A 15,433-nucleotide genomic window follows, 5' to 3' on the forward strand; every position below is an offset into this window, starting at 1 on the left:
TTGACTCCTGACGGGGGAAACGGATATCGTCACCAGTGTACGCACGATTCACTCCTGACAGACGGATCTCGCATGACCACCTCGACCGCCGCCATTCCGGTCATTCCGCCGACTCCTGCATACGCGGTCGTGCCGAACCGGATGACCTCCGGCATCGTGCTGGCCGTAGCATCCGCCCTCGCCTTCTCGTCGAGCGGACCGTTGGTGAAGCCGCTGTTGGAGGCAGGGTGGTCTCTGGGCGCGGCCCTTCTCGTGCGTATGGGAGTGTCGGGGCTTGTTCTCGCTCCTGCGCTGTTCTTGGCGATCCGACGGCAGCCCGGGTTTCTGCGTCGTCACGGCGTCCTCATCATCGGGTTCGGGCTCACCGCGGTCGCGGGATGCCAGATCTTCTTCTTCTCGGCCATGCAGCGCATGCCCGTCGCCGTGGCGCTTCTCATCCAATACTTGGCACCTGTCCTGCTCGTCCTGCTCGCATGGGTGCGCACGCGCACGGCGCCCTCGCGCCTGGTCATCGCCGGATCGCTCGTCGCCATCGTCGGCCTGATCTTGGTGGTCGACATCTCGGGCGCGACCTTCGACCTCCTCGGCACGATCTTCGCGCTCGCGGCCGCGGTGTGCGTGGGCGCGTACTTTCTCATCGCCGAACGCGCGGGGGAAGACCTGCCACCACTCGCGCTCGCCTCAGGGGGACTCTTCGTCGGTACGGCGCTGGTGGCACTTCTTGGTGTCGTGGGGGTCTTTCCGGTGGTCGCGCCGGCGGTCGATGTGGTGCTGGGCGGGGTGAGCGTGCCCTGGTGGGTTCCGATGGGCTGGGTCGCGCTGATTGCGACCACGATCGGCTATGCGTTCGGAACGATGGCGGTTCCTCGCGTCGGCTCCCGCATCGCCTCGTTCGTCGGGCTGTCGGAAGTGCTCTTCGCGCTCGGGTTCGCGTGGCTCTTGCTGGGCGAAGCTCCCGCGCCCATTCAGTTCGTCGGTGGCCTGCTGATTCTCGTCGGTGTGGTGCTGGTGCGAATGGATGCTTCGACCGACCGACCCGAGGAAGAGAGCGCGGTCGCTATCCCTCCCGTCGTGCCAACTCCATGAGAGGCCCCACGCGGTGACCGATGACCTCGCCCATTACGAGCGAGGTTTCGGTGCGTTCGACGCCCTCGATGGCGAGGATCCGCGCGTCGGTGTCGAACAGATGCTGGGTGTCGCGGCATGCCACGCGAATGAGGATGTCGACCTGACCACTGAGCCCATGGGCCTGGACGATCTCGGGAATGCGTGCGAGTTCTGAAGTGATGCGCGGCAGCTCGGCCTGGCGCACGATCGCGCTGATGAACGCCTCGATCGGGTATCCGAGCGCCGAGGCGGAGATCGCGCGCTCGTACGAGAGGAAGACACCCGAGCGTTCGAGGCGAGCCATGCGCGCTTGCACGGTGTTGCGCGAGAGCCCGAGTCGATCGGCGAGCGCGACCACCGTTGCGCGTGGATCGGCCGAAAGGGCCGCGAGAAGCTCGAGATCGACGTGATCGAGTGCGCTCATAGTGCGAAACGTTAGCACGCTAGAACCGCTGCTCGCTTGGCAACATGCTCAAGCCGAGCTCTGTTGCTTGAGCTAGGTGCGAGATCAACGTATCGTCAACCCTGTCGGCGACGCTGCCGGCATTTCCACGACGACCGCCTCACGAGGGCAGGTCACCGAGGAGGGATGACAATGATGCACACCCTGAACCCCACCGCAGAAGCGGCGATCGACATCGACGATGTCGCGCGCCTGGTCACACCAGAAGGGGAGCGGGTCGCTGATCCCGACCTCGATCCCTGGGTAGCCGACATCGACGCGGAAGCCCTTCGCGGCCTCTACCGCGACATGATGCTCGTGCGTCGGATCGACACCGAGGGCGTGGCGCTCCAGCGCCAGGGCCAACTCGGACTCTGGGCGCCCTGCCAGGGCCAAGAGGCGACGCAGGTAGGCACCGCGCGGGCTTTCCGCTCTGACGACTTCGTCTTCCCGAGCTATCGCGAAATCGGAGTGAGCTTCGTGCGCGGCGCGAAGCCCGAAGATTACGTGCTGGCATGGCGCGGTGAAGCGCACTCCACCTACAACCCGTACGACATCGGCACCGCAACGCCGCAGATCATCATCGGCGCGCAGTCGCTGCACGCGGTGGGCTACGCGATGGGCATCCAGCGCGATGGCACCGACCAGGTCGCTGCCGCATACTTCGGCGACGGAGCGACCAGCCAGGGCGACGTCAACGAGGCCATGGTCTTCGCGTCGTCGTTCCGCTCACCCGTCGTGTTCGTCTGCACGAACAACCAGTGGGCGATCTCAGAGCCCGTCACCGTCCAGGCGAAGTTCCCCATCGCCGGTCGCGCGCCAGGATTCGGCATCCCGAGCCTGCGCGTCGACGGAAACGACGTGCTCGCTTGCCTCGCTGCCATGCGGTGGGCCGTCGACAACGCCCGCCGGGGGAGCGGTCCCGCCTTCATCGAGGCCGTGACCTACCGCATGGGCCCGCACACCACTTCAGATGACCCCACGCGCTATCGCGACAGCGACGAGGTTGAGAAGTGGCGACGCCGCGACCCGATCGCCCGCATAGAGGCTCTCTTGCGCTCGCAGGATGCCTTCGACGATGACTTCATCTCCGACGTCGCAGCTCAGGCCGACAAGCTCGGCGCCGAGGTGCGGGCCGCGACTCTCGGTGCCGTCACACGGCCGCCGATCGCGGTATTCGACAACGTGTACGCCGAGCCGCACTCCGGTCTCGCAGAGCAGCGCGACTGGTACGCCTCGTACCTCGAGGGCTTCGACTCGGAGCAGGTGGCGCGATGACTCAGCTCACCATGGCAAAGTCCATCAATGAGGGACTGCGGCGCGCGATGGCCGATGACCCCAAAGTTCTGCTCATGGGCGAAGACATCGGCAAGCTCGGGGGAGTGTTCCGGGTGACCGACGGCCTGATCACCGAGTTCGGGCCTCAGCGCGTGATTGACACCCCCCTGGCCGAATCGGGAATCATGGGAGCCGCGGTGGGCCTGGCCTTCCGTGGATATCGTCCGGTCGTCGAGATCCAGTTCGATGGATTCGTCTATCCGGCGTTCGATCAGATCGTCTGCCAGGTCGCGAAGCTGCACTATCGCACGCGCGGCAACGTGAAGATGCCGATCACGATCCGCATTCCGTGGGCGGGCGGCGTCGGTGCGGCTGAACACCACTCCGAGTCGCCCGAGGCGTACTTCGTGCACACGTCCGGTCTGCGTGTGGTCGCGGTCTCGAACCCGCAGGACGCGTACGTCATGCTGCGCCAAGCCATCGCGTGCGATGACCCAGTGGTCTACTTCGAGCCCAAGCGGCTGTACCACTCCAAGGGAGAGGTCGACCTCGGTGTCGACCTGGCCGATGCGGCGCCAATGGGCCTTGCCCGCGTGGCGCGCGAGGGCACGGACGTCACGCTGCTCACGTACGGTGCGCAGGTCGCCGTGGCGATGGATGCTGCGACCGCCGCCGAAGACGAGGGAGTGTCGATCGAGGTCATCGATCTGCGTTCGATCTCGCCGGTGGACTACCGTACGGTCACGGCATCGGTGCGTAAGACCGGCCGAGTCGTCGTGACCCATGAAGCGGCGCGCGAAGCTGGCGTCGGTGCAGAACTCATCGCGAGCGTCACCGAGCGGTGCTTCTCCTACCTCGAAGCAGCACCGGTTCGCGTGACCGGGCACGACATCCCGTATCCGCCGGCGAAGCTCGAGAAGTTCCACCTGCCTGACCTCGACCGGATCCTCGATGCGGTCGACCGCGTCATGGATCGTCCGAACAGCATGAGCGGGGTGACCCTGTGATCGAGGAATTCCGTCTGCCCGACCTCGGAGAGGGTCTGCCCGAAGCTGAGCTTGTGCAGTGGATGGTCGCCGAAGGCGACACCGTGAAGCTCAACCAGACCATCGCCGAGGTCGAGACAGCGAAGGCGATCGTCGAGCTTCCGTCGCCGCACGCCGGTGTCGTGAAAGCCCTGCACGCGGCCGCCGGAGATGTCGTCGAAGTCGGTGCCGTGCTCATTTCGTTCGACCTCGGTGGGGGAGACGCCGGCGGCGCGAAAGTGCCGGTGGCCGAAGCCCGCGCCGAGGGCGCAGCCGAAGCCGACGCCGGCGAGAAGGCGCAGCCGAACCTCGTCGGGTACGGCGCCGCGCCCCGTTCGTCGGCACGACCCCAGCGCCGCGCGCGCTCGGTCGCTGTCCGTGCCGCAGCATCCGACACTGCCGTGCTCGAGGCGGCACCTCACGATGTGATCCACACGCCCGAGGTCTCGGAGGCTCCGCGAGAGCGCCCCCGGTCGACGCCGCCCGTCCGGGCGCTGGCAAAGCAACTGGGCATAGATCTCGCGCTGGTGGAGGCATCCGGTGTCTCGGGCGTGATCTCGCGCACAGACGTCGAAGAGTTCGCCGCCCGCGCGGGCGCGACCGCCGTCGGGTCGCAGACGGTCGCGGAAGAATCGCTCGACATCGCCGAGCTCACCCCGCGCTCAGGCGAACGCACGACGCGTACGCCGATCCGAGGCGTCCGCAAGCACACCGCGGCCGCGATGGTGCGCAGTGCCTTCACCGCTCCACACGTCACGACATTCCTCACGGTCGATGTCACGGCGACGAGTGAGCTGATCACGTCGTTCAAGGCGGATCGGTCGCTCGCCGAGCACAGGATCGGGATCATGGCGGTCGCGGCCAAGGCCGTCTGCCTTGCCCTCGGCCGGCATCCCGAGCTCAACTCCGCGTGGGATGACGCGGCGGGCGAGATCGTCCAGCACCACTACGTGAACCTCGGCATCGCGGCAGCTACGGGCCGTGGACTCGTCGTTCCGAACATCCGCGACGCGCAGGATCTCACGCTGGCCGAGCTGGCTGACGCGATTCGCACTCTCGCTGAGACGGCACGCGGAGGCAAGACTCCGCCGGTCGACATGATGGGCGGCACCTTCTCGATCACCAACGTCGGCGTCTTCGGCGTGGATGCGGGTACGCCGATCATCAACCCGGGTGAGGCGGCGATCCTGGCGCTCGGCGCCGTGCGTCGTCAGCCGTGGGAGTACCGCGGCGAGGTCGCCCTCCGCGATGTCATGACCCTCGCGCTGTCGTTCGACCATCGCCTCGTGGATGGCGAGCAAGGCTCGAAGTTCCTCGTCGAGGTCGCAGGCGTCCTGCGCGAGCCCGGTCGCGCGATGCTGCTGCGCTGAGGCCCGTCGCAGGTCGCTCTACTCTGTGAGTGCGGCGGTGGCCATCGATTCCAGGATGCCGCGCACGGTGCTCTGCGCGGGCATCTTGCTCGATGCCCGGGCGCTGTAGGGCGTGGAGTTGATCAAGCCGAAGCACGCGTGCGCGCGCACGCGGAGGTCGGATTCCGAGCGGTTGGGATGCAGTTCTTTCAGCACCCCGATCCACATGTCGACATACTCGCGCTGCAGTCGGCGCACGGTGTGGCGGTCTTCGTCGGCGAGATTGTCGAGATCCCGGTCTTGGACCCGGATGACGTCGGCGTCAGCGAGCGCGAAGTCGACGTGGAAGCCAATGAGCACTCGTAGCCGCGAGGCGGCGTCGGACTGGTCGTCGATGACGGCGCGTCCACCTGTCAAGAGACCCTCACTCACACGCACGAGAATTTCGCTCAGGAGGGCCTGTTTCCCGGCGAAGTGGCGGTACACAGCGGGGCCGGTCACGCCGACGGCAGCGCCGAGTTCTTCGAGGCTGACACCGCTGTAGCCGCGCGCAGCGAAGAGCCGCGCCGCCTCGCGCAGAAGCGCGGTGTTGCGATCGGCCTTCGCCCGCTTTCGATCAGTCGCAGGGGTTGGCATTTCAGTTAATCCTCGCTAACCTAGACACTCAGTTAGTGAACACTAACCAATCACGCCCTGCCGCGACAACGGCTGTGACGTGATCGTGACGTCGACGGAGATGACATGGGTACGCTCGCGACCGCACTCGCGCACGACGGGCAGTTCACGCGCACCGAAAAGGCGCAGGCCGAGCTCGCCACAAGCCTTCGCCAGCGACTGGCGCACGCATCCCTCGGCGGCCCTCTCGCATCTCGCGAGCGTCACGTCGCCCGTGGCAAACTCCTGCCCCGCGACCGGGTCACGCGACTGCTCGATGAGGGGAGTCCCTTCATTGAGGTGTCGCCCCTCGCAGCCGACGGCGTGTACGACGCCGAGACACCGGCTGCCGGCGTCATCGCGGGCATCGGGCTGGTGCACGGTCGGCACGTCATGGTCGTCTGCAACGACGCGACCGTCAAGGGCGGCACGTACTATCCGCTGACGGTCAAGAAGCATCTGCGTGCGCAGGAGATCGCGTTCGAGAACCGTTTGCCCTGCATCTACCTCGTCGATTCCGGAGGGGCGTTCCTTCCGATGCAGGACGAGGTCTTTCCTGATCGCGACCACTTCGGCCGGATCTTCTTCAACCAGGCACGGCTGTCGGCGGCCCGCATTCCGCAGATCGCCGCCGTGCTGGGGTCGTGCACGGCGGGTGGTGCGTACGTGCCCGCCATGAGCGACGAGACGGTCATCGTGCGAAACCAGGGCACGATCTTCCTCGGTGGTCCGCCGCTGGTGAAGGCCGCGATCGGTGAGGTCGTCACTGCCGAAGAACTCGGTGGCGGTGAACTTCACGCGACACGGTCGGGAGTGGTCGATCACCTTGCGGAGAACGACGAACACGCGCTCGAGATCGTCCGCGACATCGTGGCGACCTTGCCGCAGCCAGCCCCGCCCGCGTGGGACGTGCTGCCCTCGCGGGAACCGGAGGTCGATGCATCCGACTTGTACGGTGTGGTGCCGGTCGACGTCAACCAACCGTACGACGTGCGCGAGGTCATCGCGCGCCTCGTCGATGGCAGTGAGTTCCACGAGTTCAAGCGCGAGTACGGCGACACCCTGGTCACCGGCTTTGCGCGCCTGCACGGCCACCCGATCGGAATCGTCGCCAACAACGGGGTGCTCTTCAGCGAGTCTGCGCAGAAGGGTGCGCACTTCATCGAACTCTGCGACCAGCGGGGTACGCCGTTGCTGTTTCTGCAGAACATCTCGGGCTTCATGGTCGGTCGCGACGCTGAGGCCGGCGGGATCGCGAAGGACGGCGCGAAGATGGTCACCGCGGTGGCGACGACCAGGGTGCCGAAGCTCACCGTCGTGATCGGCGGCTCGTTCGGTGCCGGCAACTATGCGATGTGCGGACGGGCGTACTCGCCGCGCTTCTTGTGGACCTGGCCCGCGAGCCGCATCTCGGTGATGGGCGGTCCGCAGGCCGCGTCCGTGCTCTCGACCGTCAAGCGTGACCAGCTCGAGGCCCGTCGCGAGGAGTGGTCTCTTGAGGCGCAGTCCGAGTTCGAAGCACCGATCCGCGCCCAGTACGAAGAACAGGGGAGCCCCTACTACGCCACCGCGCGTCTGTGGGACGACGGCGTCATCGACCCGATGAACACTCGAGATCTGCTCGGCCTCGCGCTCGATGTCGTGTCGCGCACGCCCCTACCCGAACCGCGCTTCGGCGTCTTCCGGATGTGATCGCCATGAGTGACAAACTCTTCGACACCGTTCTCGTCGCCAACCGTGGCGAAATCGCCCGACGGGTGATCCGCACATTGCAGGATCTCGGCATCCGCTCGGTTGCCGTCTACAGCGATGCTGACGTCGACGCGCCGCACGTCCGCGAAGCCGATGTGGCCGTCCGGATCGGCCCGGCCGCAGCATCCGCCTCGTACCTCAACATCGACGCCGTCGTCGCGGCCGCTGTGGAGTCAGGCGCGCAAGCAGTGCATCCCGGCTACGGATTCCTCTCCGAGAACGTCGCCTTCGCCCGTACGTGCGCGGTGGCGGGAATCGTCTTCATCGGACCGGGTGAGCGAGCGCTCGACGTCATGGGCGACAAGATCCGCTCGAAGGCGCACGTCGAGGCCCACAGTGTGCCGACAGTCCCGGGCTTCAGCGCGGCGGGAATGACGGATGCTTCCATCGCCGATGCCGCGGCGCGCACGGGCTATCCGCTCTTGGTGAAGCCTTCCGCCGGAGGTGGCGGCAAGGGCATGCAGGTCGTGCGGTCGCACGACGATCTCGTCGACGCGCTCGCCACGGCCCGCCGGATCGCTGCTGCGTCCTTCGGCGACGACACCCTCCTGCTCGAACGGCTCATCGAACGCCCACGGCACATCGAGGTGCAGGTGCTCGCCGATTCACACGGACACGTCATCCACCTCAGCGAGCGCGAGTGCACGCTCCAGCGCCGGCATCAGAAAGTCATCGAAGAGGCTCCGTCGCCAGTGGTGGATGCTTCGATCCGTGCGCGCTTGGGTGCCGCCGCGTGTGCGGCCGCAGCGTCCGTCGACTATCGCGGAGCGGGCACCGTCGAGTTCTTGGTCGCGGGGGACCGACCGGACGAGTTCTTCTTCATCGAAATGAACACGCGTCTGCAGGTGGAGCATCCGGTGACCGAGCTCGTCACCGGGATCGACCTCGTCGAGCAGCAGCTACGCATCGCCGCGGGGTTGCCGTTGGGCATCGCGCAGGACGACGTGCGCCTCGACGGTCACGCGATCGAGGCCCGCGTCTACGCCGAGAGTCCCGCTCGCGGCTTCTTGCCTGCTGCGGGCACGGTGCTCGCGTGGCGCGCCGCTGAGGGAGTGAGAACGGATGCCGCGGTCGAGTCGGGCTCGACAGTGTCTGCCGACTACGATCCGATGATTGCCAAGGTCGTCGCGCACGGCGCCGATCGTGCCGAGACGCTCGCCCTGCTCGACGCGGCGCTCGCCGACACGGTCGTGCTCGGGATCGATACGAACATCGGCTTTCTGCGGACGCTCATCGCCGACGATGCGGTGCGGGCGGGCGACCTCGACACGGGACTCATCGACCGGTTGCCGCCCTATGAAAACCCGGCGCCGTCCGCGACCGCGTTGACCATCGCGGCGAGCGGCGTGGACTACTTCGGCACCGGGAGTTTTCGTCAGGCCAGCGGAGCGTGGCGCTCGCTCAACGGCTGGCGAATCGGCGCAGACCCGGTCGAACGAATGGTGACCGTGCTCGACGAGGACGGCGCGACGCATGCCGTAGCGGTGCCCTCGAGTGGCACGAGTGGCATTCGTGGCCGCTGGGGGCGCGCGCACGCGGCATCCACTGACACATCAAGGGACGCACAGGCCGGCCCTGCCATCGCATCGGACGCCGAGGGCTGGCTCTGGATCCACACCGACGGCGCAACCCACCGGCTCAAGCCCCTGTCCCGCCGCGCGGCCATGGACCACCGGCTCGCACAACGGGACGCAGCATCCGCCGCCACGTCGCCCGAACTCCGCGCGCCCATGCCCGGTGCCGTCGTCGCGCTCCACCATGCCGACGGCGCCACCGTCGCCGCTGGAGACCGCATCGTCACGATCGAGGCGATGAAGATGGAGCACCCGGTGCTCGCCCCCCACGACGGCGTACTCCGGCTCGACGTTGCCGTCGGCGACCAGGTGCGCCGCGACCAGATCCTTGCCCACGTCTCGGCCGAACCCGGTCCCGAGGCATCCGCTTCCTGACACACCGAGGAGCACCATGGACCACCGCAATCTCACCGACGACGAGCGCGAGCTCGCCGGGATGGTGCGCGCCTTCGCCGAGGAGGTTGTCGCGCCCGTCTCGTACGAGGCAGACCGCACGAAGACCCTCCCGATGGATGTCGTCGCCCAGATGGGCGCCCTCGGTCTGTTCGGACTGCCGTTTCCCGAAGAGTATGGCGGGCAGGGTGGCGACTATTTCGCGCTGTGCTTGGCGATCGAAGCGCTCGGCCGCGTCGACCAGTCCCTCGCGATCACGCTCGAGGCGGGGGTCAGCCTCGGTGCGATGCCGGTCTTCCGCTTCGGTACCGAAGAGCAGAAGCAAGAACTGCTGCCCGCCCTGCTAGCGGGTACGGCGCTCGCAGGGTTCGGTCTGACCGAACCCGAAGCGGGCTCGGATGCCGGCGCTACGCGCACGACCGCCCGCCTGGACGGTGACGAGTGGGTCATCAACGGCTCGAAGCAGTTCATCACCAACTCGGGCACCTCGATCACGCGCTTCGTCACGGTGACGGCGGTCACGGGCGAGAAGGACGGCCGCAAAGAGATCTCGACGATCATCGTGCCCAGCGGCACCCCCGGTTTCACCGTCGAGGCGCCGTACGACAAGGTGGGCTGGCACGCCAGCGACACGCATCCGCTCACCTTCATCGACGCGCGGGTGCCCGCGGCGAACCTCCTCGGTGAGCGTGGGCGTGGTTTCGCGAACTTCCTGCACATCCTCGACGAGGGACGCATCGCGATCGCGGCGCTGTCGACGGGTGCCGCGGAGGGATGCCTCGAAGCAGCGATCGACTACGCCAAGAAGCGCACTGTCTTCGGTGAAGCGCTGTCGACCCGCCAGAGCATCCAGTTCACGATTGCGCGAATGCAGCTTCGGGTGCACAACGCCCGCCTCGCCTGGCATCACGCGGCGCGCCTGCGCGACGCCGGAAAGCCCTTCAAGGTCGAGGCAGCGATCGCCAAGCTCACCGCGAGTGACGCGGCCATGGACAACGCCCGCGATGCCACCCAGATCTTCGGCGGCAATGGGTTCATGAACGAGTACCCGGTCGCCCGTCACTACCGCGACTCGAAGATCCTCGAGATCGGCGAGGGTACGACCGAGGTGCAGTTGCTGGTCATCTCGCGCGCGCTCGGCCTCGTCTGAGCGCGCCGCGACGGGTAGCGTAAAGCCGTGACCGACATCGTCCAACGTGGCCTGTACTTCGAAGAGTGCGAGGTCGGAGCGCGCTACCTCCATCGCCCCGGACGTACCGCGACCGAGGCGGACAACGTCCTGTTCTCGTCCCTGACGATGAATACTCAGGCGCTGCACCTCGATGCCGCGTTCTCCGAGACGCAGCCCTTCGGGCAGCGGCTGATGAACTCGATGTGGACGCTGGCGACGATGGTGGGAGCATCCGTCACTCAGATCACCCAGGGGACGCTCGTCGCCCAACTCGGGCTGAGCGACATCGCCTTCCCGGCTCCGTTCTTTCACGGTGACACGCTCTATACCGAGACCGAGATCCTCGATGCACGCTTGTCGAGTTCGCGACCGGGGCAGGGGATCGTGACGATGCGCCACACGGGTCGCAACCAACGTGACGAGATCGTCGCTACCGCGACCCGTGTCGCCCTCATGTGGTGTCGTCCTGTCGGCGAAGGAGAACAATCTCTGGAAGGAACACAGTGACCACGTTCACTCTCGGGCCCGCGCTGCTGTTCTGTCCCGCCGATCGCCCAGAGCGCTACGCAAAGGCGCTCGAGCGTGCCGACGGAGTGATCCTCGACCTCGAAGACGCCGTGTCGGGGCCTGCGAAGGCGCCCGCACGCGGGTATCTGATCGAGTCGGAGCTTGACCCGTCGCGCGTCATCGTGCGCGTGAACCCACCCGGAACAGAGGCGTTCACCTCCGACCTCGCCACGCTGTCGCAGACCGACTACCGGCGCATCATGGTCGCAAAGGCAGAGTCGCCCAAACAGCTCAAGAAGATCGACGGCCGGTTCGACGTGATCGCGCTGTGCGAGACGGCCAAGGGCGTCGCGCAGGCAGAGCGCATCGCCGAACTCGACAATGTCGCAGCGCTCATGTGGGGGGCCGAAGACCTCGTCGCCAGCATCGGCGGTACCTCCAGTCGCAAGCCCAACGGCCGCTACCGTGACATCGCCCGCCTCGCCCGGGCGCGGGTGCTTCTGGCCGCAGGTTCCGGAGCCAAGGCGGCGATCGATGCCGTGCACTTGGATATCGCCGAGACGAAGCGATTGAGTATTGAGGCGACGGATGCCGCGGCATCCGGATTCACCGCCACGGCGTGTATCCACCCGAGCCAGGTGGAGATCATTCGCCAGGCCTATCGTCCCGAGGAGTCAGCCGTGGAGTGGGCCCGCGCGGTGCTCGACCTCGCCGAGACCGAGCGCGGAGTGTTCACCTACGAGGGACGCATGGTCGACGAGCCGGTGCTCCGCCACGCCCGTTCGTTGCTGCGCAGAGCGGGGCACTAGCGAGTCGCCCGTTCAGACGAGAGCGCCCGGTGCGTGGCCGCGCAGGGTGACGTGGTCGCGTTCCCAACGCAGGACGAAATGGGCGCCGTTGGCGATCCGCACGCCGGGAGTGAGAAGCTCTTCGGCGGTCGCGCGGCCGAGGACCTCGCGAATGAGCGCACCGTGGCTGACGACGATGATGGGGGTGGAGACCGGAGCAGTCCGTCGTCGGACGTCGCGAGTGACGTTGCGGAGAGCGCGGAGTGCCCGATCACGCAGATCGGCGCGGATCTCAGCACCCGGGACCTCGGCGGTGTGCCACGGGCCCCAGCGCGCAAAGAACTCCTCTACCTCCAGGCCCTCGGCCTGCCCGTACGCACGTTCGCGGAGGGCGGGGTAGATGCCGGAGTGGGGTACTCCGAGTTCGTCGGCGATGATCTGCGCGGTCTCGCAGGCGCGAGAGAGATCGCTGGAGACCACCGCCGGGACGACACCGCCGAGTTCGTTCAGCACACCGCGGAGGGCGGTCGCGGCATCCCTGGCCTGCTGCCTGCCGGTGTCGTTGAGCGGAATGTCGGTCGACCCTTGGATACGGCGTGCCGCGTTCCAGTCGGTCTCGCCGTGCCGCACGAGCAGGAGGGTGGTCATTGTCCGAGCCTAACCGGCGGCTGTGAGCTCACCGGTCGGGCAGAGAATCGGCCAGACTCTGCAGTACTTCGCTGGCCCCCGCGTCGATCTTCACGGTCGCCCGGTGGTCGGCACGGGTCGCCCCGCGGTTGATGATGACGATCGGCAACCGCCGCCGGCGCGCGCGTTCGAGAAGCCGGATGCCGCTGTTCACCACCAGTGAAGAGCCGGCGATGATCAAGGCGTCGCTGCCCTGCACGAGCTGCTCGGCCTCGCGGAACTTCTCGGCGGGGATGAACTCGCCGAAGAAGACCACGTCGGGCTTGAGCATTCCTCCGCAGACACTGCAGTCGGGAACGATGAAGCCTTCGGTGCTCGCGGGCAGGACATCTCCGTCAGGCCCGAGAGCAACGTTCTCGGGGACGGTGATCCAGGGATTGTCGGTTTCAACGCGCAGGGCGAGATCCCGGCGGTCGAAGACCTGCCCGCAGTGCGTGCAGAAAATCCGCCGCATTGTGCCGTGAAGTTCGACCACGCGCCTGCTGCCGGCGCGCACGTGCAATCCGTCGACGTTCTGCGTGATCACTCCGCTGACCAGCCCGCGGTTCTCGAGCGTCGCGAGGGCGAGGTGCCCGGGGTTCGGCGCGGCGGCGGCGAATGCCTGCCAACCGAGATGACTGCCTACCCAGTAGCGACGCCGCGCCTCGTCGCTCGCCAGATACTGATCGACCGTCATCGGAGTGCGCGTGGGGGCGCCCTTGCCGCGATAGTCGGGGATGCCCGAGTCGGTCGATACTCCGGCACCGGTGAGGATCGCGAGGCGGCGACCCGACAGGGCGGCGATCGCCGCGGCGACCTGCGCAGATGTCGCCTGGTCAGCCACGGTCGTCATCACACCCCCTTGCTCGAGTGTAGGGCGACAGGTTTTCGGGCATGTTACGCGTGCGATAGTGGGGGAGTGCCCCGCGTGTCGATCGAGTCGCCCGATGACCCCCGACTTTCGGACTACCGCGATCTGACCGACGTCGCGCTTCGTCGTCTGCTTGAGCCTGAGCGCGGCTTGTACATCGCCGAATCTGCGAAGGTCATCGGCCGGGCGCTCGCGGCCGGTCACGATCCGCGCTCGGTGCTCGTGCAAGAGAAGTGGCTCGACGACGTCGAAGCGCTCCTGGTAGACAACGACGATGTCGACATCTTCGTCGTCACGCCCGAGATCGCCGAAGCGCTCACCGGCTACGCGGTCCATCGCGGTGCGTTGGCGGCGATGCACCGACCCGTGCCCGCCGACGTGCGTGAGGTGATCGCGGACGCCCGGCTCATCGTCGTTCTCGAAGACATCATGGACCACACCAATGTCGGGGCGATCTTCCGCGCGGCTGCGGGGCTCGGTGCGGATGCGGTGCTGGTGACTCCGCGCTGCGCCGACCCCCTGTATCGCCGGAGCGTGCGGGTGAGCATGGGGACGGTCTTTCAGGTGCCGTGGACCAGACTTCCCGAGTGGCGCCGGGCACGCGACATCCTGCACGACGTTGGTTTTCATCTTGCGGCGCTGTCACTCGCTGACGATGCCGTGGCGCTGGACGAGTTCGCCGCTGTCGGGCACGAGCGCGTCGCGTTGATGCTCGGTGCCGAAGGCGACGGCCTCAGCCGCTGGGCGCTCGAGGCCGCAGACACGCTCGTCACGATTCCCATGGCCGGCGGTGTGGATTCGCTCAACGTCGCCGCGGCGAGCGCCGTCGCGCTGTGGGAGCTTCGTCCACGCGGCGGCTGAAGCGTCAGACCTCTTCGCCGCGTGTCGCCGCGGCTTCCGGCCCGGGGGCAAGGGTCACGATCGGCAGCGCATCGGGACGCTTGGCAGTGATGTGGTCGCCGGAGGACTGGTGACGCACGCGGCGCAGCACCCACGGTACGAGATATTCACGCGCCCACACCAGGTCGACCGCTCGCGCTTCGCGCCATGTGCGCGTGGGGAACGGGTCGGGCTGCATGGGCTGCAGGTCGTTCGGCACGTTGAGTGTCCGCAACACCATCCGGGCGACCTCGTGATGACCGAGCGAGTTGAGGTGCAGTCGGTCGTCGTCGAAGAACCGCATGTCTTGGATCTGCTTGAGCGCCCACTGGTCGGCCACGATGCAGTCGTATTTTTCTGCGATGCCGCGGATGTTCTCGTTGTAGATCGCGACCTTGCCGCGGATTCCGCGGAAGACGGGGGTGAAGTTCGTGTCGATCGCTGTGAAGAGTACGACGGTCGCTCCGCTGTCGGTGAGCCGCACGACGGCATCTTCGAAGACCTCCGACACCGCGTCGGGGTCGCTGCCCGGGCGAATGACATCGTTGCCGCCGGCCGAGAACGTGATGAGGTCGGGCTTGAGAGCGAGGGCTGGCTCGATCTGGGTGCCGACGATCTGCGAGATGAGTTTTCCGCGGATCGCGAGGTTGGCGTACGCGAAGTCGTCGACCTTCGAGCCGAGGACTTCGGCGAGACGGTCTGCCCATCCGCGGTGCGCATCCGGGGTCTCTGCGATCGGATCGCCGATGCCCTCGGTGAAAGAATCCCCGATCGCGACGTAGCGTCGCCAGGGGTGCTGCGCGGGGTTAGCGGGGAAGACGGTGTGGTGATCGTCGCGATGAGACATCTCTCTCCTTGTTCGTGACCACTTTCGAGGGTAGCCCCGTGCGGGATGCCACCACGGCCGTGTCGCCGGCAGCGTTTAGGGTGGTGACTCGTGCGTCTTCGGAAAGCGGGGCCGCGCAGACCGTGGAAGG

General features: G+C 67.0%; 15 protein-coding genes. 10 read left to right on the forward strand and 5 right to left on the reverse strand.

Annotation, left to right across the window (positions count from 1 at the left end; genetic code table 11):
• Positions 1 to 72: 72 nt before the first annotated feature.
• Positions 73 to 1,086: an EamA family transporter gene (locus LG299_RS01050; RefSeq protein WP_404432681.1), complete on the forward strand. Its 1,014-nt coding sequence runs from the start codon at positions 73 to 75 to the stop codon at positions 1,084 to 1,086.
• Here the strand turns inward: LG299_RS01050 and LG299_RS01055 are convergent.
• Positions 1,058 to 1,531: an Lrp/AsnC family transcriptional regulator gene (locus tag LG299_RS01055; protein ID WP_404432683.1), complete on the reverse strand. Its 474-nt coding sequence runs from the start codon at positions 1,529 to 1,531 to the stop codon at positions 1,058 to 1,060. The genes LG299_RS01050 and LG299_RS01055 overlap by 29 nt on opposite strands.
• A 165-nt stretch (positions 1,532 to 1,696) precedes the next feature.
• Here LG299_RS01055 and pdhA point away from each other — a divergent pair, with 165 nt between their 5' ends.
• Genes pdhA through LG299_RS01070 form a run of 3 tightly spaced genes read left to right on the forward strand, consistent with a single transcriptional unit; the run spans position 1,697 to position 5,222 of the window.
• The gene (gene pdhA / locus LG299_RS01060; RefSeq protein ID WP_404432685.1) at positions 1,697 to 2,827 is read left to right on the forward strand and encodes a pyruvate dehydrogenase (acetyl-transferring) E1 component subunit alpha; all 1,131 of its coding nucleotides are present in this window, start codon (positions 1,697 to 1,699) and stop codon (positions 2,825 to 2,827) included.
• A complete protein-coding gene (locus LG299_RS01065; RefSeq protein ID WP_404432687.1) occupies positions 2,824 to 3,834 on the forward strand; it encodes an alpha-ketoacid dehydrogenase subunit beta in 1,011 nt (336 codons plus the stop codon). Before pdhA ends, LG299_RS01065 begins: the two co-directional genes overlap by 4 nt.
• Positions 3,831 to 5,222 (forward strand): dihydrolipoamide acetyltransferase family protein, encoded by a 1,392-nt coding sequence (locus LG299_RS01070; protein WP_404432689.1) that lies wholly within the window; start codon positions 3,831 to 3,833, stop codon positions 5,220 to 5,222. Before LG299_RS01065 ends, LG299_RS01070 begins: the two co-directional genes overlap by 4 nt.
• Before the next feature lie 18 nt (positions 5,223 to 5,240).
• Here the strand turns inward: LG299_RS01070 and LG299_RS01075 are convergent, their stop codons facing one another.
• Entirely contained in the window at positions 5,241 to 5,837 is a 597-nt protein-coding gene (locus LG299_RS01075; RefSeq protein WP_404432691.1) for a TetR/AcrR family transcriptional regulator, read from the reverse strand.
• 105 nt (positions 5,838 to 5,942) lie between these two features.
• Here LG299_RS01075 and LG299_RS01080 point away from each other — a divergent pair, with 105 nt between their 5' ends.
• Genes LG299_RS01080 through LG299_RS01100 form a run of 5 tightly spaced genes read left to right on the forward strand, consistent with a single transcriptional unit; the run spans position 5,943 to position 12,061 of the window.
• Entirely contained in the window at positions 5,943 to 7,547 is a 1,605-nt protein-coding gene (locus tag LG299_RS01080; protein WP_404432693.1) for a carboxyl transferase domain-containing protein, read from the forward strand.
• Between the two features lie 5 nt (positions 7,548 to 7,552).
• Positions 7,553 to 9,556 carry an acetyl/propionyl/methylcrotonyl-CoA carboxylase subunit alpha gene (locus LG299_RS01085; protein ID WP_404432695.1) on the forward strand — a complete coding sequence of 668 codons (2,004 nt, stop codon included), beginning with the start codon at positions 7,553 to 7,555 and terminating at the stop codon, positions 9,554 to 9,556.
• Positions 9,557 to 9,572: 16 nt separating this feature from the next.
• The gene (locus LG299_RS01090) at positions 9,573 to 10,724 is read left to right on the forward strand and encodes an acyl-CoA dehydrogenase family protein (RefSeq protein ID WP_404432697.1); all 1,152 of its coding nucleotides are present in this window, start codon (positions 9,573 to 9,575) and stop codon (positions 10,722 to 10,724) included.
• A 27-nt stretch (positions 10,725 to 10,751) separates the two neighbouring features.
• On the forward strand, positions 10,752 to 11,252 hold the full coding sequence (locus LG299_RS01095; RefSeq protein ID WP_404432699.1) for a MaoC family dehydratase: 501 nt from the start codon (positions 10,752 to 10,754) through the stop codon (positions 11,250 to 11,252).
• Positions 11,249 to 12,061, forward strand: a complete 813-nt coding sequence (locus LG299_RS01100; RefSeq protein ID WP_404432701.1) for an HpcH/HpaI aldolase/citrate lyase family protein — start codon at positions 11,249 to 11,251, stop codon at positions 12,059 to 12,061. Before LG299_RS01095 ends, LG299_RS01100 begins: the two co-directional genes overlap by 4 nt.
• A 12-nt stretch (positions 12,062 to 12,073) precedes the next feature.
• On the opposite strand, the gene LG299_RS01105 is transcribed toward LG299_RS01100, so the two are convergent.
• Both LG299_RS01105 and LG299_RS01110 read right to left on the reverse strand, forming a co-directional pair.
• Positions 12,074 to 12,688 carry a histidine phosphatase family protein gene (locus tag LG299_RS01105; protein WP_404432703.1) on the reverse strand — a complete coding sequence of 205 codons (615 nt, stop codon included), beginning with the start codon at positions 12,686 to 12,688 and terminating at the stop codon, positions 12,074 to 12,076.
• Between the two features lie 28 nt (positions 12,689 to 12,716).
• A complete protein-coding gene (locus tag LG299_RS01110; RefSeq protein ID WP_404432705.1) occupies positions 12,717 to 13,559 on the reverse strand; it encodes a Sir2 family NAD-dependent protein deacetylase in 843 nt (280 codons plus the stop codon).
• A gap of 66 nt (positions 13,560 to 13,625) precedes the next feature.
• Here LG299_RS01110 and LG299_RS01115 point away from each other — a divergent pair, with 66 nt between their 5' ends.
• Positions 13,626 to 14,438 carry a TrmH family RNA methyltransferase gene (locus LG299_RS01115; protein WP_404432707.1) on the forward strand — a complete coding sequence of 271 codons (813 nt, stop codon included), beginning with the start codon at positions 13,626 to 13,628 and terminating at the stop codon, positions 14,436 to 14,438.
• Positions 14,439 to 14,442: 4 nt separating this feature from the next.
• Here the strand turns inward: LG299_RS01115 and LG299_RS01120 are convergent, their stop codons facing one another.
• The gene (locus tag LG299_RS01120) at positions 14,443 to 15,303 is read right to left on the reverse strand and encodes an SGNH/GDSL hydrolase family protein (protein ID WP_404432709.1); all 861 of its coding nucleotides are present in this window, start codon (positions 15,301 to 15,303) and stop codon (positions 14,443 to 14,445) included.
• Between the last annotated feature and the right edge of the window lie 130 nt (positions 15,304 to 15,433).

This window comes from Microbacterium lacus, assembly GCF_044794305.1.
Classification (GTDB): Bacteria; Actinomycetota; Actinomycetes; order Actinomycetales; family Microbacteriaceae; genus Microbacterium; species Microbacterium lacus_B.